The sequence below is a fragment of the Enterovibrio makurazakiensis genome (assembly GCF_050336585.1).
In the GTDB taxonomy this organism is placed as follows: Bacteria; Pseudomonadota; Gammaproteobacteria; order Enterobacterales; family Vibrionaceae; genus Enterovibrio; species Enterovibrio gelatinilyticus.
Window position 1 is genome coordinate 19,575 of sequence record NZ_JAKJSE010000022.1, and the last position, 18,944, is coordinate 38,518.

The following is an 18,944-nucleotide window of genomic DNA, read 5'->3' on the forward strand; positions in this document are numbered from 1 at the left end:
ACGATAAGGTATTGAACAATAAACACTCCTCACTGGAGAAGGGTAATGCGTCTAGGTTCTTATCGCGTTATAGGTGTGCTATTCACGCTTCTATTGTCGAGCCATACCGCTCAATCGGCAGAGGACGACTGCCGTTCATCAACTCAAAATGATTGGAATGTTGTCGCTCAAACTTGCCCGATCGGTAAAGGGTTGTGGGGGCGAACACCCGAGAAAGCCTCGGGAGCATTTTGGGTGCAATGCGGGCTGATAAAGAAACTTCCTGAACCATCTTTTGCCAAAAACCTGCCTGATTCAATCGATAAAGATACCGTCGTGTTTCGCCAAGAAGGCAATCAGTTTCGATGCTTGGTTGGTCCATTTGAAAAATATGCCGCGGCATTGACGGCTCGAGACGCAATGCGTCAACACCCCGCATTTTCTGGTGCGTTTATACGAGATGCGTTGTTGCCCGATTCCGTCGTTACTAAGGCGCAAGGCAACAAGCCGTCGAATAAGAAGCCGAAATCTAAACCTGTGATGGCCCTCAAACGAGACTACTTTTCTGTGGCCGGCATCAAGAGCCCTAAGCCAAATGCCAACGAGCGTAAATATCGCGACGGTGAGATCGTTTGGTGGCGCGCGACATTGCAAGAAGCAACATTGGCGTGTGAGAGTGATGGAATGAAGTTGGTGTCGGAATCAACGTTAAGGGCCATAGCAGAAAGTGCTGAGGCAAATACGCAATTATCAACGCGGCTGCCTTTTTGGGTCGCAGAGCAAAACGCCTTTGATTCAACCATGATGGTGCCTATACCACTATCAAAAGAGTCAGCGCTGCTAGTTTTGTGTGAATAGGCGTTTTATCAACGTGTAAAATTGAGAACATGCTGTGGTGCCATATTGCATGTTGTGAAATCCGCTGTAGAAACTATCAACAAATACCTCAACTCTGATCTTGCCCTCTACAATATGCCGATTAACCCATGGCGTATATTGCTGCGAGAGGCTGAGGTCAAAAGATGGATGCGAGACAAACAAAAACACAGTTGGTGTTGGAGTGGTAGCGCAAGGCGTGAGACATGTCATTGTGGTCATGAGTTTACTGTTCGCTATTGGCGCTCATGGTTCAGAAGCATGCCCGACAGAGAAAGTCCTACAAGGAGTCAACATTGTCTCTGAGCAATGCCCTATAGGTAAAGGCTTGTGGAGCAAGAAGCCATCTGCGCAAGGTGGTGCGTTTTGGGTGCAATGCGGAATTTTGGATAGCCAGCCAAGAGCGGCTTTGAGACAAAGCATTGAAAAGCACATAACTAACAATGAGGATTGGGTTTTAAAGCCAGAAGAGAAAGGCTTTCGGTGCCTGCTAGGTCCATATGAAGCTTTCAACCAGGCTGTTGCTATTCGCGATAAAATTCGTCAAGAAACCGTAACATCAGACGCGTTTATCCGTCAGATAGATTATCCAGAGCAGTCTTCTACGATATCGACTAAAGCCCTGCCATCGACAAAACCAAAATCTAAGCAGGCCCAGAGGAGCGGGGCAACGACACGCAAACTTGACCCTGTTGTCGGGCTTTGGACGCCAAAGCCTCAAGGCAATGACGCGCGTTACTCCATCCACCAACGAGATTGGTGGCGTGCAACCTATTCCGACGCAAAAAGCACCTGTAGGCGCTCAGGAAAGAAATTAGCATCACAGTTTGCCATCCGCCGCGCCGTCGCGCGACAAGGCGCGAGAGAGCAATTCCCGACGACCATTCCGTATTGGCTCAATAACGGCAATGTGTACGATATTAAATTGGATATGGCGTTTGTGGCGATCTCAGACACGCTGACATTGAATGTGGTGTGTGAGTGACTTGGTAAAAATAGAAAGCAAAAAGCGGCCAAATAGCCGCTTTAAATCGAAATTGCCGATTAGATTGAAGTCCATTTCTTCATTAGCGAATTTGCCATCGACTCGTTGGTAATAAATAGACCGAACATGTTATTGACGGTCATATCCTCAGTCACCATGATGTTGCGATCTTTTGCGATGACCTTGAAGTTCATATCGTTATCACCTTCGGGGAAATCAATTAGCAAACTACCTTCTGCGGTGATCTCCCAGGTAAGCGGAAGCATAGTCTCTCCATCTTCTGAGATGACCACTTCGCTGTCGCCGAACACCATTTTGGCCATCATTGGGTCTGGGGCGTTGGTTGTTGAATCATCCGAAATAAAGAAGAACGTCTTGCCTGAGAAAGTTTCGTTGTAAACATTATCTTGGTTGCGGATGTCTTTCTTACTCCAGAGAATCATGTCGCCTGCGCTATGTGGCACTGCAATAGACACGTCATGAGAGAGATAGATAAAGGTATCGCGTTCGTTACCTTCATCACCAGTCAAGTCATCTCCTTCAATGTTGAACTCAAAGATTTCTTCTTCTCCGGTGTTGTAGCGCAGTGTCGTCATTTTGTTTGGAGTAGTAATAACTGTGTGATCAATGCCTTCATAAGTTGCATAGGCCTTATTTAAGCTTGTTGACCACATTTTTTCCCCAACTGAGAAGTAGCTGTCTAGCGTGTAGATAGGCTTGGTAACCGCTTGGCCTTTTTCATCCAACTCGATGTTGACCTTATCCAAGTTTTCACCTGCGTTGATAATAGATTCAACTTTCTCGGTGATTGTAGCTACCGATGCGTTTAGCGCTTCTTTCTCTACGATTTTCACCTCAGCTGGAAGTGTCCCTGTTACCGATCTAGCAACAGCATGCACTTTCGTTGCATCTTCATTTTCTGTGTCTTGTGCCATGGAAACGTAGTCGCCAGAAATCGCATCAATTGGCAGATTCAAGTCGGCAGCAACCTCTTCCAGAGTCATATCGTTTACGTAAGCCAGTGTGGTAAAAGGCGTTACGTTGATGGTGCTACCATTTGATATGTTGGCATTTGCATTAACGATGTACTGGAAATCGTTACCTAGCTTGCCACCCTTGTCTGAGTCGCTGGTGATAGATGCTTTAGCTGTCACGATAATGTTATGAGCAACATCTGCTTTGGTGATTTGTACTTCACCTTCTGCGTTAGTTAGTGTGTTTAGCACTTCTTCGGATTCACAAGACCCATTGTCGTTGCGGTCGACGCATACCTCAGCATTTGCCAAGTAGCCATCAATGGCTTTTACGGTAATGCTTGAAGGTGTTGTTGTGTTTGTTGAATCATCACTACCACAACCCGCCAAAACTAGTGCAACTGATGCTGCCAACAAAGATGTTTTAAAGTTCATTACTTACCCTAACTGAATAATTATTATCAAATAGATACCAAAAGGCTGCTTACGTGTAGGAGTGCTTTTTGGAATGGAACTCTAATTATTACAGTTGAGCTTATAAATCAATGGCTTGCTCTCATTATGAGACGTAAATTGATGGAAATGTCAATATAGTCACGTTGTGCCGTTTGCTAGATTTCATGTATGAATAGTTAGTCTTTAATCCATACGAGATTAGCTTGTTTATGTGTATGACTAACGTCGGCTGTTGAGTGATTTTTTAGTCAAAAAAAGCCGGAAGGGATACTTCCGGCTTGTTGTTTACATTTTGTCTATTTCTGTGCCTAACGCATGGTCACAAACTCTTCCGAGCCTGTTGGGTGGATAGCCACAACGCTGTCGAAATCCGCTTTGGTTGCGCCCATCTTCATGGCAACGCCAAAGCCTTGGATCATTTCATCAACGGCAAAGCCGATGCCGTGAAGACCAACAACCGTCTCTTCTTCACCCGCGCAGATTAGCTTCATGCGGCATGGCTGGCGGTGTTGGGTGACAGCGGTGTACATGGCGGTAAAACCAGACGTGTAAACCTTCACGTTCTCTTCGCCGTACTGTGCTTTCGCTTCTTGTTCTGTCAGACCAATGGTGCCGATAGGTGGGTGGCTGAATACCACGGTCGGGATCAGCGTGTAATCCATCTTGGCGTTGGTTTTGCCATTGAACAGACGCTCAGAAAGTTGGCGACCTGCTTTAACTGCCACAGGGGTAAGCTCAACGCCACCTTCCATGATGTCACCCACACAGTAGATGCCAGCCACGTTTGTGTTCTGGAACTCATCCACTTTGATGTAGCCGCGAGCATTGGTTTCAACGCCTGTTGCTTCCAAGTTGATTTTGCTGGTGGTCGGGTTACGACCAATCGCCCAGATGAGCAAATCAGTGTTGTGTGATGTGCCGTTTTCAAAGTGAAGCGTCACTGAACCATCCGCTTCTTTCACGACTTCTTTTGGCGTTGAATGGGTGTGAAGGCTTGGGCCTTCTGCTTCCATCACTTCTACCAAGGTATCGATAATCATCGGGTCGAAGGTACGAAGCGGCGACTCTTTACGTACAAACAGGTGCGTGTCTGTACCTAGAGCATTAAGAACACCGGCGATTTCAACGGCAATGTAGCCTGCACCCACAACAGCAACGCGTTTTGGTTGCTCAGTAAGCTCAAAGAAACCGTTTGAATCGATACCATGCTCAGCGCCTGGTACGTTCGGAATGGTTGGTTCGCCACCGACTGCAATTAGAATGTTGTCAGCGGTGTAGTGCTCGCCGTTCACTTCGACGGTTTTCGCATCTACAAATTTAGCAAAGCCATTGATGACTTCGATGTTGTTTTTGCCCAATACGTTTTCGTAAGAGGTATGAATGCGTCCAATGTAGGCTTCACGGTTTTCGACCAGCTTTGCCCAATCGAATTTGTTTACCGTGGTATCGAAACCATAGTCAGGGCCATACAGTTTGATCGCTTCAGCAACTTGAGCGCCGTGCCACATCACTTTCTTTGGAACACAACCTACGTTTACACAGGTGCCGCCTAAGTGTTTCGCTTCAACAATTGCTACCTTTGCACCATACATTGCCGCACGGTTAGCCGATGCAATACCACCACTACCACCACCGATACAGATGTAATCAAAATGCTTGGCCATTTTATTCTCCATGTGATTATTCTTATTTCCGCACTGATAGCGGTAATCCAATATTTCCCAATAGTAACAGACCCGATGGGGGCTGATTTTTACTCAGGTACAATCCATTCTACAAACTGATGACCTGTCGCGGGCGCAATTTTGCTTTGCAGCCACGGTAGAATTTCTTTCATCTGCGCTTCAAGCGTCCAAGGCGGGTTGATCACAATCATGCCTGACGCCGTCATACCGCGCTCTTCAGAATCGGGTGCAACCCCTAATTCGATTTGAAGGATTTTACGAACGCCGAGCTTTTCTAAGCCACGGGTGATCAAGTCGATATTTTTACGATACACCACCGGATACCAAATTGCATAAGTGCCAGTCGCCCAGCGGGCAACGCTTTCTTCAATTGCATCAACCACGTCTTGGTATTCGTGTTTTAGCTCATAAGGTGGGTCTATCAACACCACGCCACGACGCTCTTTCGGCGGAAGGCTAGCTTTCAAACGCGCGTAGCCATCTTCTTTGAACATTTTTACCTGACGGTCGCCACGAAATTCTTGCAGTAGCAGCGGGAAATCCGTTGGGTGAAGTTCGGAAAACATCGCGCGGTCTTGGTCACGCAGCAATGTTCTGCCGACTTTTGGCGAGCCTGGGTAGTAGCGAAGTGACTCGCCATCATTCAAGCTGCTAATGACATCCAAATACGGCGCTAATGCTTCCGGCACATCGTCGCATTGCCAAATCTTGCCAATCCCTTCTTTGTATTCGCCGGTCTTTTCTGCATGTTCATCGGCGAGATCGTAACGACCCGCACCGCTATGCGTATCGTGATACACAAAGGCTTTATCTTTTTGTTTAAGCGATTCAATGATAAGGCTCTGAACAATGTGTTTAACCACATCGGCATGGTTGCCTGCGTGGAAGCTGTGGCGATAACTGAGCATGATAGACCTGAATGAAAACGGACAAAAGTAGCGAGCATTATCGCTTATTGAGGCGTAATACCCAAGCGGCCAAGAGGGGCTGGATTTCAGAGTTAGTTAGCGTGTCCAATGCGAGACAAACTTTCAGAACAATAGCAGGCTATTTGATGTGAATTTGACGAAGTAGTGGGCATGCTGAAGCGCTTTCGAAGGGCGAGTGTACTATAAGGATGCGCTTAAACGGTTTTTAAAGGAATGAAGGGGAAAGTTGCGATCATGATGTCATTTACTTATCGCTGAAACCTGCTAATTCGGGTTGCTTGGGTATATCTGCAGCATCAGCATTGAAAACCCGTTCATTTGCCATCATAACTAGAGCATTGAGAAAGAGATAAAGGAATTGACCATGTCCAACCCGTTGCTGTCGTTTACCGATTTGCCTCCCTTTTCTGCCATTAAGCCGGAACATGTTCAACCCGCGGTGGAGCAAGCCATCGCTGATTGCCGCTCCGCGATAGAAGCGGTGTTGGAAAACAACACAGATCCAAGTTGGGACAACATTTGCGTGCCGCTCGCAGAGACTGACGACAGGCTCAGCCGCATTTGGTCGCCGATTGGACATATGAATGGTGTGGTGAATAGCCCTGAGCTTCGAGACGCTTATGAAGCATGTCTGCCGATGCTGTCTGATTACTCAACATGGGTAGGTCAAAACAAGCCATTGTATGACGCGTACAAAGCCATTAAAGCGCGTGACGATTTTGACTCTCTAACGCCAGCGCAGCAAAAGACCATCACCGATGCATTGCGTGATTTCGAATTGTCAGGCATTGCATTGCCACAAAAAGAGCAGCATCGATTTGGTGAGATCAGCAAGCGCTTGTCTGAGCTTTCTTCTAATTTCTCAAACAATGTGCTTGATGCCACGATGGGCTGGAGCAAGCAGATCACAGATGTGAACGAACTTGCAGGCATGCCTGAATCAGCACTGGCGGCTGCGCAAGCGCAAGCCGAGGCCAAAGAGCAAGAAGGGTACCTGCTAACGCTTGATATTCCGTCTTACCTGCCAGTGATGACCTATTGCGATAACCGCGAGCTTCGTGCAGAGATGTACCAATCTTATACCACGCGAGCCTCTGATCGCGGACCTAATGCGGGTAAGTGGGACAACACTGATCTCATTAGCGAAACCTTGTTGCTGAAAAGCGAGATATCTCGGTTGCTTGGCTTTGCTAGCTACAGTGAGCTGTCGTTGGCCACCAAAATGGCACAATCGACAGATCAGGTTTTGACCTTCCTTAATGAGCTTGTCGACAAAGCACGTCCACAAGGCGAACAAGACTTTCAGGCGTTGGAACAATTCGCTGAAGAGAATTTTGGCGTTGAAGCATTAGAGCCTTGGGATGTGGCTTACTATTCCGAGAAACTCAAGCAACACCAATACAGTATTTCGGACGAAGAACTACGCCCATACTTCCCTGAAAACAAAGTGGTAGCCGGTTTATTTGAAGTGCTTAAACGTGTCTTTGGCATGGACGTGAAGCGCCGTGATGACGTGGATGTGTGGCACGAGTCAGTATCGTTTTACGATATATTCGATGGCAAAGGTGAGCTGCGTGGCAGCTTCTATTTGGACTTGTATGCCCGTGAACATAAACGTGGCGGCGCATGGATGGACGATTGTCGCGGTCGTCGAGTGACGGCGTCTGGTGAGCTTCAAACCCCTGTCGCATACCTAACCTGTAACTTCAACAAGCCTATCGGTGGCAAGCCTGCACTGTTCACTCATGATGAAGTGGTCACTTTGTTCCATGAATTTGGTCATGGTATTCACCACATGTTGACGCAAGTGGACGAATCATCTGTGTCCGGTATTAACGGCGTGCCGTGGGATGCGGTAGAGCTGCCAAGTCAGTTTTTAGAAAACTGGTGCTGGCAAGAAGATGCACTAGCGTTTATTTCGGGTCATTTTGAAACCGGAGAGCCTCTGCCAAAAGACATGCTCGACAAAATGCTAGCAGCGAAGAACTTCCAATCAGCGATGTTCATTTTACGTCAGCTAGAATTCGCACTGTTCGATTTTACCCTGTTCACGCGCTTCGACCCAGAGGAAGGTGCGAAAGTATTGGAAACGCTCGCCGAGGTGAAAAGCCGAGTCTCAGTGGTGCCATCCCCAGAGTGGAATCGCTTCCCGCATTCGTTCAGCCACATCTTCGCGGGTGGTTACAGTGCGGGCTATTACAGCTACCTTTGGGCGGAAGTGTTGTCGTCAGATGCGTTCAGTCGCTTTGAAGAAGAAGGCATTTTCAATACCGAAACTGGCGCGTCATTCCTAGAGAATATTTTAGAGCGCGGCGGCAGTGAAGAACCCATGGAGCTGTTCAAACGCTTCCGTGGACGCGAGCCATCCCCCGATGCGTTTTTGCGTCACAGTGGCATTGGCGCTTAACTGACTGTTAAAGTCGTACAAAAAAGCACGGCAATTGCCGTGCTTTTTTATGCCTGAAACATCGCTAGGCGATGGTCAAAGGCCAGTGTTGGTCGCATTGACGCTGGGCTTCCAGTGCTAATTCTGCAGACATAAGCGGGTTATTCGCTTCCCATTCATGTGGCAGAGTGAGTGTCAGCGCATCGTTTTCTGCATCCAATGTCACGACGGGAAGCGTTTGGCTGTCACGGCGGTGGCATAAGATCACAGCAAGTCGCAATATGCGTAGAATGCGATTCGCGCTGGTGGCCGATACTGCGCTTTGCGCGCCAATTGGTTGCAGTTGTTCGCGATACTGACGAAGTAGCTGAGCAAGCAGTTGTTTCTGCGCTTGTGTAAAGCCCGGCAAATCGAGGTTTTTTATCAAGTATGCAGCGTGTTCGCCGTCTTTCTTGAAACCAATGCTCATGCCAATTTCGTAAAGCTCGGCGGCAGAGTTCAACATATCTTCTGCGATAGGCTCAACGATCCATTTATCACCACACTGGCGAAGCAGGTTGGCGGCCATGTTAGCGACGCTGTTAGCGTGAGCCTGATCGAGCTGATAACGAGACTGTATGCTTTGAATAGTACGGATGCGAATGTCTTGCTGCTGCATTGTATTCATCATGCCATACACTAGGCCTTCACGAAGCGCACCGCCTGCCAGTGTCATCGAATCGATGTCGAATTGCTCAAAAATCGCGATAAGAATTGATAGGCCGCTTGGGAATACCAAGGCACGCTCTAGCGTCAAACCATCAATATCGAGTTCTTCTACCTGACCAAACCCGATGGCCTGCTTGCGTAATCGATGCAATTTGGCGAGGGTGATAACTTCGTCCATGCCTTGTGCAATCATGATTTCTTGCAATGCCTGAACGGTGCCGCTGGCACCCACACAAACATCCCAACCAAGAGAGCGATAGCGTTCAACAATCGGTGTGAGGACTTGTTTGGCACCGTCAATCGCACGGTCAAAGCTGGCTTCTGTTAGCGAGCGGTCTTTGAAGTGTTGTTCAAGCCAAGTGACACAACCCATATCAAGGCTGGTTAATGCCGCAGCATCAAATCCTTCACCGATGATAAGTTCTGTGCTGGCACCACCGATATCCACAACCAATCGTTTACCTTTGCCACCAGAGGTGTGTGCGACACCTTGATAAATGGTGCAAGCCTCTTCCTCACCTGTAATAACCGTGATGGGGTGGCCTAAAATCTGATTGGCTTTTGCAATGAACTCATCGGTGTTTTTGGCGCTGCGAAGTGCTGCCGTAGCGACAATACGAATATTCTGAGGGTCGATATCTTGTAGACGTTCAGCGAACAAAGAAAGGCAATCCCAACCGCGCTGCATTGCTTCGCTGCTGAGGTTAAGGTGTTTGTCCAAACCTGCGGCGAGGCGGACTTTGCGTTTGATTTTTGCCAGCGTTTGCACACTGCCTTGAACCTCGCGAACAACCAGCATATGAAAGCTGTTTGAACCGAGGTCAATGGCAGCGTACAGGGGCGAACGCGCGTGATCCATGCTGTGTTACCCCTGAGTGTTTTACGCTTTATTCTGCGGCGGACGACGACGACCGCGGCCACGATTTTGCGGGCCAGTTTTGTTGCCTGACGTATTGCGGCGACTATTAACCTGACGCGGACGTTGCAGGCGGATAGGCGGCGGTAAATCGGTCATCAACGCGTCTTCACTGTATTCAGACACTGGGATTGCATGATCGATATATTCTTCAATGCCTGGCAGATTCACGGCGTATTCTTCACACGCGAAACTGATAGAGTGACCGCTTGCACCAGCACGACCTGTACGGCCAATACGGTGAACATAATCTTCGCTATCGTCAGGTAGATCGTAGTTGAATACGTGTGTTACCTGAGGAATGTGCAGACCACGAGCGGCAACGTCAGTTGCAACCAGAATGTCGATGTCACCTTTGGTGAAATCTTCAAGGATCTTCATGCGTTTTTTCTGAGGCACATCACCCGTTAGCAAACCAGCGCGTAGTTCATCAGCAGCCAAGTGGCCCCAGATTTGCTCACAGCGGTGCTTGGTGTTGGCAAACACAATCGCACGTTCTGGCCAATCTTCTTCGATCAAAGTCTGCAGCAAGCGCATCTTGTCGTTGTTTGATGGATAGAACAATTCTTCCTGAATGCGGTGACCGGTTTTTTGGTCGGGTTCAACCACAACATGTTCAGGGTTTGTCATGTGCTCAAACGCCAATTCCTGCACGCGGTAGGAAAGGGTCGCTGAGAACAGCATGTTTTGACGCTCAGCCGGAGCAGGCATGCGGCGGAACAAGAAACGAATGTCCTTGATAAAGCCTAGGTCGAACATACGGTCCGCTTCATCAAGCACGACGGCTTGAATTGCGTTCAGGTCGATCACACGCTGCTTGTAGAAGTCGATAATACGACCACAGGTGCCGATAAGAATATCAACGCCATTTTCCAGAACTTCTTTCTGCTTGTCGTACGCTTCACCGCCGTAGGCCAAGCCAGCGGTCAGTGAGGTTGAGGCCAGTAACGGGGCAGCATCGTTGTAGATCTGGATCGCAAGTTCGCGCGTCGGTGCCATAATGATGGCTCGCGGGCAGTTTTTCTTGCGGTCGGCAGGTGCCTCCGTTGTCAGCAAGTGATGGAAAGTCGCAGTCAGGAATGCCAGTGTCTTACCTGTGCCCGTTTGGGCCTGTCCTGCAATGTCTCGGCCGGTGAGCAGGACCGGCAATGCCAAGGCTTGAATAGGGGTACAATTATGAAACCCTTTTTCTTCCAAACCTTTGATGACATCGGCGTGTAGACCGAAGTCGGCAAATTTTTGCTCTGTGAGATGCGTCATTTTCATCAGCATAGAATATCAGCTTAGGCTTGCAATACGATAGTGAATACATTCAAATAGTGTGATGATTTACTGGTTGGTATATCACCAGTGACAAAAAGTAATCATTGGAGTGAAAGATGAGCGACAAGATTTTGCAGCTGACAGACGACAGCTTCGAGGCAGATGTTATCAATGCTGCAGGCCCTGTACTGGTTGATTTCTGGGCAGAGTGGTGTGGTCCATGTAAGATGATCGCCCCTATTCTTGACGAAATCGCTGAAGAGTACGAAGGGAAAGTCACTATTGGTAAATTGAATATCGACCAAAATGCAGGTACCCCACCTAAATTCGGTATCCGTGGTATTCCAACATTATTGCTGTTTAAAGACGGCGGTGTAGCGGCAACTAAGGTTGGCGCTCTGTCAAAAACTCAACTGAAAGAGTTTTTAGACGCAAACCTATAATGTGACAAATAAGCCGTGTACCACTCAGGACACGGCTTATTTGTTTCTAGTAACTAGACAGTTCCCCGATCTGGTGCTAACTTATTGCACGTAAAGTGTACATCTGTTCATCTCTTGATCACACCCGTGATTCCTAAATTCAAACTAATTCAGACCTCAACTTTGACTGACAAGACACCTACCACTATGAATCTTACCGAACTGAAGAATCAGGCCGTTTCTGAGCTGGTCGCCTTAGGCGAAAGCATGGGCCTTGAGAACCTTGCCCGCCTCCGTAAACAAGACATTATCTTCGCGATTTTGAAACAACATGCGAAAGGCGGCGAAGATATTTTTGGAAACGGCGTGCTGGAAATTCTTCAGGACGGTTTCGGCTTCCTGCGCAGTGCAGACAGCTCTTACCTTGCTGGCCCAGATGATATCTATGTTTCACCAAGCCAAATTCGCCGCTTTAACCTGCGAACTGGTGATACCATCTCTGGCAAAATTCGTCCGCCGAAAGACGGCGAGCGTTACTTCGCACTGTTAAAAGTGAACGAAGTTAACCATGACAAACCTGATAATGCCCGCAACAAGATCCTGTTTGAAAACCTGACGCCACTGCACGCTAACGAGCGTATGGTGATGGAGCGTGGTAATGGCTCAACCGAAGATATCACAGCACGTGTGCTGGATTTGGCATCGCCAATCGGTAAAGGTCAACGTGGTTTGATTGTTGCTCCGCCTAAAGCGGGTAAAACCATATTGCTGCAGAACATCGCACAGAGCATTGCCCACAACCACCCTGAGTGTGAGTTGATGGTACTTCTGATTGACGAACGTCCTGAAGAAGTGACCGAAATGCAGCGTTTGGTTAAAGGTGAAGTGATTGCTTCTACCTTTGATGAACCAGCAAGCCGCCACGTTCAGGTTGCGGAAATGGTTATCGAAAAAGCAAAACGCCTTGTTGAGCACAAGAAAGACGTGGTTATCCTTTTGGATTCTATCACGCGTCTGGCTCGTGCTTACAACACCGTGGTACCAAGCTCAGGCAAAGTACTGACGGGTGGTGTGGATGCGAATGCATTGCACCGTCCTAAGCGTTTCTTTGGTGCTGCACGTAACGTTGAAGAGGGCGGAAGCCTGACCATCATCGCAACGGCATTGGTTGATACCGGCTCTAAGATGGATGAAGTTATTTACGAAGAATTTAAAGGTACAGGTAACATGGAACTGCACCTATCTCGTAAGATTGCCGAGAAGCGTGTCTTCCCTGCGATTGATTTCACCCGCTCTGGTACCCGTCGCGAAGAGCTTCTAACGAAGTCTGACGAGCTACAGAAGATGTGGATCCTGCGTAAGATTGTTCACCCTATGGGCGAAATCGATGGCATGGAATTCCTGCTTGATAAGCTCTCGATGACCAAGACCAACGAAGAATTCTTTGAAGCAATGCGTCGTCAGAAATCGTAACGCGCATCATGCAACAAAAAAGCATCGCTTAGGCGGTGCTTTTTTTTGCCTGAATATTTTGATGTCGCTGCCCAGTAAGTTGTAGTGTGTGTCATTGGGTCGATCGCGGTGAGCGTTATTAGGGTCAGATTGCACCGAATACCTGCTTAACAGTGCGTCGATACGGGCGTATATGGGTTGCTAAATATGAGAATGAGCCTCAGAATTGAGCAAGCATATTATTCAGCCAGTGGATTAGGATGTACTGGTGCAGGATTTCTGGGATGAAACGTTCACTCGCTTTACTACTCATATTATTTTTCGTCCTCTTTGGCGGCGTTTCTCGTGCTATCACGATTTCTCCCGATGACGTTGCATCGCACATAGCCGATCCCAACTCCGTTTCCGCTATTCTTAAAGCGACCGCGCTTTTTGACGACAACAAAATCCCTCAACTCGATACTTATCTTGCTTCAATGCCAACCTTGCTGCGTGAAGAAACGCTGACGGTATTGGCGCGTAGCGCCTTGGATTTTTCCCATATGACGCCTGAGCGTGAAAAGTTTCTCGTTAAGATAAGCCATCAACAACCTAAGTATTTGGTGAAAAGTCAGGGCAATGGCTATTGGGTCACTATGCCAGCCTTTAACTATGCTGGAGAGGCAAAATGGGTGCTGAATCGTTGGAAGATCAAACTGCTTGAGAACGAAGCGAATCGCCTGCTTAACTATGATCAATTGTCATTGGCTAAATGGTTGTCTTTCTCGTCAGCTGACTATGCATTGCGCCGAGAAGCCTTAGTTAGCCTGATCTCCCATTTAACGCTGCCTGCTCTCGCCAAACTTGAAACCTTATATATCAACGATAAAAGTATGGTGTGGAGCCCAGATAATGCGGTATTGGCCGCATTGACGAGCAGAACGGGTAGTGATGAATTATACAATCTACTGTGGTTGCGACGTACGGACAATTACAGCTTAGAGGTGCTGCAAAAGCTCGATGTTCCGCCCATTACTGAGCTTGATATCGATCAGATGATCGCTGCAACGGTGAATCCCGTATTGGCCGACACGGCATTGAGACAACTTTCAAGTTTGAATCCGCTGCCAGACAGCGTGAAGGCGTTTTTACTGAAGAAAATTGGTGATCGTCGTCAGGGTGAAGCCATCGTTGTCTTGCTGGCTAAGAAGGGGCATCGAGGTTGGTTACTGCGAATGCAAAAGCAAGCATCAGGCGTAACCCGTCGTAATATTGAGAACGGACTAGAGAGTGTGAAAATCTAAAAGACATGTTCATCGTTTCTACTCTCTCGGCCGTGTTACAGGCAATACATCTCGTTATAATCAACCCCTCACATCTCATCTGGGAAGGCCATGAAATTTACTGATTTACGTGCATTTATCGACTATCTGGAATCTGTCGGTGAGCTCAAACGCATCTCTCATCCTGTCGACCCAAATCAGGAAATGACAGAAATTGCCGATCGTGTGTTACGAGATGGCGGCCCTGCTTTGTTGTTTGAAAACCCCGTGGGGTATGACATTCCCGTGCTGGCGAATTTATTTGGTACTCCAAAGCGTGTTGCTATGGGGATGGGGCGAGAAGATGTCACGGCACTTCGTGAGGTAGGGAAGCTGCTGGCATACCTTAAAGAGCCTGAGCCACCAAAAGGCTTTAAGGACGCGTTGGATAAATTGCCCGTGTTCAGGCAAGTGCTGAATATGCCGGCCAAAAAGCTTCGCAAAGCCCCTTGTCAGGATATTGTCTGGACAGGAGATGACGTCGATCTGGATAAAATCCCTGTTATGAGTTGTTGGCCGGGCGATGTAGCACCGTTGCTGACGTGGGGCCTGACGATTACCAAAGGGCCAAACAAAAAACGCCAGAACCTTGGTATTTATCGCCAGCAAAAAATCGGTAAGAACAAAGTCATCATGCGCTGGCTTGCGCACCGTGGTGGTGCGTTGGATTTACGCGATTGGATGGAAACCCACCCAGGTGAGCCATTTCCTGTCACCGTGGCGTACGGCGCAGATCCCGCCACCATTCTTGGTGCGGTCACGCCAGTGCCAGATACTTTGTCAGAATATGCCTTCGCAGGATTACTTCGTGGCAGCAAAACCGAAGTGGTCAAAAGTTTAAGTAATGACTTAGACGTGCCAGCCAGCGCAGAAATTGTTATGGAAGGCTTCATTGACCCGAGTGAGTATGCTGATGAAGGCCCTTATGGCGACCACACCGGTTACTACAACGAAGTAGAACGCCATCATGTGTTTACTGTGACGCACATTACTATGCGTCAAAAACCGATTTATCACAGTACTTATACAGGCCGTCCACCGGATGAACCAGCAGTGCTTGGCGTCGCATTGAACGAAGTATTTGTGCCTATTTTGCAAAAGCAATTTCCCGAGATTGTGGATTTCTATCTGCCGCCGGAAGGCTGTTCTTACCGCATGGCGGTAGTGAGCATGAAGAAGCAATACCCAGGACATGCTAAGCGCGTGATGATGGGCGTGTGGTCTTTCCTTCGTCAATTTATGTACACCAAATACGTCATTGTGGTGGATGAAGATGTTGATACACGTGATTGGAACAGTGTGATTAACGCCATGACTACTCGCATGGATCCGCAAAGAGACACTCTGCTGATAGAAAACACGCCGATCGACTCATTGGATTTTGCGTCGCCAGTGGTGGGGCTAGGATCAAAAATGGGCCTAGATGCGACCATCAAATGGGAAGCCGAGACCATTAACTCACCTGTGCCTAACGAAACCAAGCCAGATGAAGCTGTTCTTGATGCGGCGCTTAGTGCGGTACGTGAGCAGTATCCAGAGATTGTCGAACTCTATTTACCACCGGAAGCGAATGCGAGCCAGATGGCACTTGTGACTATCAAGAAGGAAGCGGTAGGACAAGGTCCTCGGGTGATGGAAGGTCTTTGGACCCAGCTAGGGCCGATCACTGACCTGAAATTTGTCATGGTGTTTGATGAGGGTGATGTCAACGTACGCGACTGGAACGATGTAATTTGGGCAATAACCACCCGAATGGATCCTGCTCGTGATACCCTATTTAGTTGTACTCGCTCGCTAGATACGCAGGCTGACTCTGATCAAGAGGCGTCGCCAGTTGCGCTGGGCGGGTCTAAAATGGGGTTAGATGCCACCAATAAATGGCAAGGTGAATCGACCCGAGAGTGGGGAACACCGATTGCTAAAGATCCGCAAATTGTCGCGAGCGTCGATAAAATGTGGGACAAACTGGGTATTTAGTCCGTGTTTAAAGTAAACCTAATGCCAGCAGGAACTGAGTTTGAGGTTCCTGCTCACCAAACACTATTACAAGGCGCGCTCAGCGCAGGAATAGCATTTCCTAACCGTTGTCAGATCGGTGCTTGTGCAACTTGTCTTTGCAGGTTGATAGAAGGTGATGTGCGTTATCATCTAGAGCCTATGCTCACCGAACAAGAAAAAGAGCAAGGCTGGATATTTGCCTGTCAGGCCATTCCTAGCAGTGATCTGGTGGTTAGTTTTGAGGAAAGCGATGACTATTAAATGTGAAGTAACGTCAGTGTCGTCACTGACCAATAACACCTATCGAATTTTATTAAAGCCAGAGCAGCCTGTGAGCTACAAAGCGGGTCAATACCTGCTTGCTGTGATGGGCGAGAAAGACAAACGTCCGTTCTCGATCGCGAGCAGCCCTTGTCGTCAAAATGGTCATGAGCTTGAGTTACACATCGGTGCGGCGGAAGAAAACGCTTATGCGATGGACGTGGTAAAAGCGGCTAAGCAGACTTTTGAGCAAGGCGACAACTCTTTTACTATCGAAGCCCCTCATGGTGATGCTTGGCTTCGTGAAGAGCGTCAACGTCCACTGATCTTGATTGCTGGTGGAACGGGTTTTTCCTACGTGCGCAGTATGGTCGATCATTGCTTGAGCCAAGGTTTCTCACAACCTATTTTCCTTTACTGGGGTGGTCGTGATATGAGCCAGCTTTATGCCAATGACGAAATGGAAGCCTTGGCGTTGAAAAACCGCCAACTGACCTACATACCTGTGGTGGAAAATGCCCCGGAAGGATGGCAAGGCAAGCAAGGTAATGTGTTGCAGGCAGTGATGGAAGATTTTGTCTCGCTGCCAGCGTACGATGTTTACATCGCAGGTCGCTTTGAGATGGCGGGTGCGGCGCGTGAGATGTTCTGCACCGAGCGTGGCGCAGAGCGCGATCACCTATTTGCGGATGCGTTTGCATTTCTGTAAACACAGAAGAGCACAGCATAAAAAACACCGCCATTTGGCGGTGTTTTTGTTTGGAAAGCGATAACACGTTTAAGTATGTATTTGTGCTTATGATTGCACTTAGGCGAGCGAGGACGCCTCAATTTTCTTCTTCACCCACGTTTCATTGATCCAAAGTGACGCCAATATCACCGCACCTCCCATCGCAAGCGTTCCCAAATCCGCATCGCGGTTCCAGATAAGCACATTGACCACAATACCTGCTGGCACTAACGCATTGTTCATGACAGCTAACGCCCCCGCATTGACCAGCGTTGCGCCTTTGTTCCAAAGGAAATAACCCAATCCAGATGCGATCGCACCAAGGTAAATCAAAATGCCCCACTGCGTCGATGTGGTTGGTAGCTTGTCTGTGTTACCCAGTAGTAAGAAAGCGGGTAGGGCAACGCACAACGCGCCGATGTAGAAGAGCCCAAATACAGTATGCTGCGGCAGACTATCTTCAGAGCGCTCCATCACGACTTTGTAGCTGACCTGTCCGATAGCAAAACAAAGGTTGGCGCCCTGAACAATCAAAAAGCCCTGCATGAAGTTAGGGTTGACCGAGGCAAACTTGATTAGTACTGCGCCAAGTACAGCCAATGCGGCGGTCATTAGGTACCAAGGTGAAAAACGGCGATGCAACAAGTCATACGTCAGCGTGACATAAACTGGCGTGAAAACCGTGAACAGTAAGACTTCAGGAACGGACAGATACAAAAAGGATTGATAGTAAAAGCAATACATCAATCCCAGTTGGATGCCGCCAATCGCCATAAGCTTGAGCATAAGCGGACGAGGTACGCCTTTGAGACGTAAGAATGGTAGAAAAACCACCGCCGCCAACGCCACCCGAGTGACCACAGAAAACCAAGCATCAACCTGCCCAGCCAAGTAAACGCCAATTAGGCTAAATGAAAAGGCCCATAGGAGTGTGATAAACGCGAGATAACCCATAACGATCCCTATTTGGTAGTAAATTGCCGCAAAGTGTACCCGAAATTGCAGCAATAGGTAGGGATCGTCAATCTGGACGGAGCAGAGGGTCGAGTCAGAGCGATCAGTTTGGCAGTGGCACCATGAGCATGTCGACAGGCGTCTTATTTATCAGCTGTTTGGCAGACGAAATCAAGGTGCTCCAAAAATCCTGATGATGACCACAGATCACCAGATCAATGCCGAAGTGTTGAATGGACTCGGTGATCTCTTCTGCTAAATCACCACTGGCAACCAAGGTGTTTGTCACTGGCACATCAACATGTTTCGCGAGCGTATTAAGCTGCGATTGTGCTTCATCAATGATGTGGTTGCGCGTTTCAACCATGTTGACGTCAATCAGCCCAGTGTAAAGCTGAGCGTAATTCACATCGATGTGGATCAATGACAGCTTTGCCCCCAATGGCTTTGCAAGCGCAGCTCCTTTTTGCACCAAAGATTCGCTATCTGCGGACAGGTCAACAGCGACCAAAATGTGTTTATAGCTCATAGCCTAACTCCTAAAAGGTTCTCATTGAGGCTTGCTAGCGTGGTTCGAGAGCCTGGTGTTTATTTTGCGTTGTGGTGCTCGTCGAACTGACCGAACGCAGTTCAGTGTTTACTAGCAATGAAATCTGATCAGAAATTACC

16 protein-coding genes are annotated in these 18,944 nt (G+C 48.2%); 9 read left to right on the forward strand and 7 right to left on the reverse strand.

What is annotated here, in order from left to right; genetic code table 11:
• Positions 1–45: 45 nt before the first annotated feature.
• Together L4D06_RS16980 and L4D06_RS16985 are read left to right on the forward strand one after the other, a co-directional pair.
• The gene (locus L4D06_RS16980; RefSeq protein WP_429740509.1) at positions 46–837 is read left to right on the forward strand and encodes an SPOR domain-containing protein; all 792 of its coding nucleotides are present in this window, start codon (positions 46–48) and stop codon (positions 835–837) included.
• Positions 838–1,039: 202 nt separating this feature from the next.
• The gene (locus L4D06_RS16985; RefSeq protein WP_429740510.1) at positions 1,040–1,840 is read left to right on the forward strand and encodes an SPOR domain-containing protein; all 801 of its coding nucleotides are present in this window, start codon (positions 1,040–1,042) and stop codon (positions 1,838–1,840) included.
• A 59-nt stretch (positions 1,841–1,899) separates the two neighbouring features.
• Here the strand turns inward: L4D06_RS16985 and L4D06_RS16990 are convergent, their stop codons facing one another.
• The 3 genes from L4D06_RS16990 to L4D06_RS17000 all read right to left on the reverse strand — a co-directional run bounded on the left by L4D06_RS16990 (position 1,900) and on the right by L4D06_RS17000 (position 5,863).
• Positions 1,900–3,249: a hypothetical protein gene (locus L4D06_RS16990; protein WP_429740511.1), complete on the reverse strand. Its 1,350-nt coding sequence runs from the start codon at positions 3,247–3,249 to the stop codon at positions 1,900–1,902.
• A 329-nt stretch (positions 3,250–3,578) separates the two neighbouring features.
• Complete coding sequence (gene gorA / locus L4D06_RS16995; protein ID WP_429740512.1) at positions 3,579–4,934, reverse strand: glutathione-disulfide reductase; 1,356 nt, start codon at positions 4,932–4,934, stop codon at positions 3,579–3,581.
• A gap of 89 nt (positions 4,935–5,023) precedes the next feature.
• Positions 5,024–5,863: a 23S rRNA (adenine(2030)-N(6))-methyltransferase RlmJ gene (locus tag L4D06_RS17000; protein WP_274164332.1), complete on the reverse strand. Its 840-nt coding sequence runs from the start codon at positions 5,861–5,863 to the stop codon at positions 5,024–5,026.
• A 385-nt stretch (positions 5,864–6,248) separates the two neighbouring features.
• Between L4D06_RS17000 and prlC the strand changes: the two genes are divergently transcribed.
• A complete protein-coding gene (prlC, locus tag L4D06_RS17005; RefSeq protein WP_429740513.1) occupies positions 6,249–8,291 on the forward strand; it encodes an oligopeptidase A in 2,043 nt (680 codons plus the stop codon).
• A gap of 64 nt (positions 8,292–8,355) precedes the next feature.
• Here prlC and gppA read toward each other — a convergent pair whose 3' ends face one another.
• Entirely contained in the window at positions 8,356–9,837 is a 1,482-nt protein-coding gene (gppA, locus tag L4D06_RS17010; RefSeq protein WP_429740514.1) for a guanosine-5'-triphosphate,3'-diphosphate diphosphatase, read from the reverse strand.
• Positions 9,838–9,858: 21 nt separating this feature from the next.
• Positions 9,859–11,160 carry an ATP-dependent RNA helicase RhlB gene (gene rhlB, locus L4D06_RS17015; RefSeq protein ID WP_274164490.1) on the reverse strand — a complete coding sequence of 434 codons (1,302 nt, stop codon included), beginning with the start codon at positions 11,158–11,160 and terminating at the stop codon, positions 9,859–9,861.
• A gap of 113 nt (positions 11,161–11,273) precedes the next feature.
• Between rhlB and trxA the strand changes: the two genes are divergently transcribed.
• The 6 genes from trxA (at position 11,274) to fre (ending at position 17,300) form a co-directional block, all read left to right on the forward strand.
• Positions 11,274–11,600 carry a thioredoxin TrxA gene (gene trxA, locus L4D06_RS17020; RefSeq protein WP_028025756.1) on the forward strand — a complete coding sequence of 109 codons (327 nt, stop codon included), beginning with the start codon at positions 11,274–11,276 and terminating at the stop codon, positions 11,598–11,600.
• A gap of 186 nt (positions 11,601–11,786) precedes the next feature.
• A complete protein-coding gene (gene rho, locus L4D06_RS17025) occupies positions 11,787–13,052 on the forward strand; it encodes a transcription termination factor Rho (protein ID WP_028025757.1) in 1,266 nt (421 codons plus the stop codon).
• 263 nt (positions 13,053–13,315) lie between these two features.
• Positions 13,316–14,314: a hypothetical protein gene (locus L4D06_RS17030; RefSeq protein ID WP_429740515.1), complete on the forward strand. Its 999-nt coding sequence runs from the start codon at positions 13,316–13,318 to the stop codon at positions 14,312–14,314.
• Between the two features lie 90 nt (positions 14,315–14,404).
• Positions 14,405–16,309: a 4-hydroxy-3-polyprenylbenzoate decarboxylase gene (gene ubiD / locus L4D06_RS17035; protein WP_429740516.1), complete on the forward strand. Its 1,905-nt coding sequence runs from the start codon at positions 14,405–14,407 to the stop codon at positions 16,307–16,309.
• A 21-nt stretch (positions 16,310–16,330) separates the two neighbouring features.
• Positions 16,331–16,591, forward strand: a complete 261-nt coding sequence (locus tag L4D06_RS17040; protein WP_274164337.1) for a 2Fe-2S iron-sulfur cluster-binding protein — start codon at positions 16,331–16,333, stop codon at positions 16,589–16,591.
• Complete coding sequence (gene fre, locus L4D06_RS17045; protein ID WP_274164338.1) at positions 16,581–17,300, forward strand: NAD(P)H-flavin reductase; 720 nt, start codon at positions 16,581–16,583, stop codon at positions 17,298–17,300. The genes L4D06_RS17040 and fre overlap by 11 nt, the downstream gene beginning before the upstream one ends.
• 99 nt (positions 17,301–17,399) lie before the next feature.
• Here the strand turns inward: fre and L4D06_RS17050 are convergent, their stop codons facing one another.
• Together L4D06_RS17050 and L4D06_RS17055 are read right to left on the reverse strand one after the other, a co-directional pair.
• The gene (locus tag L4D06_RS17050; protein WP_429740517.1) at positions 17,400–18,275 is read right to left on the reverse strand and encodes a carboxylate/amino acid/amine transporter; all 876 of its coding nucleotides are present in this window, start codon (positions 18,273–18,275) and stop codon (positions 17,400–17,402) included.
• A gap of 103 nt (positions 18,276–18,378) precedes the next feature.
• Complete coding sequence (locus L4D06_RS17055; protein ID WP_028025763.1) at positions 18,379–18,804, reverse strand: universal stress protein; 426 nt, start codon at positions 18,802–18,804, stop codon at positions 18,379–18,381.
• Positions 18,805–18,944 lie beyond the last annotated feature (140 nt).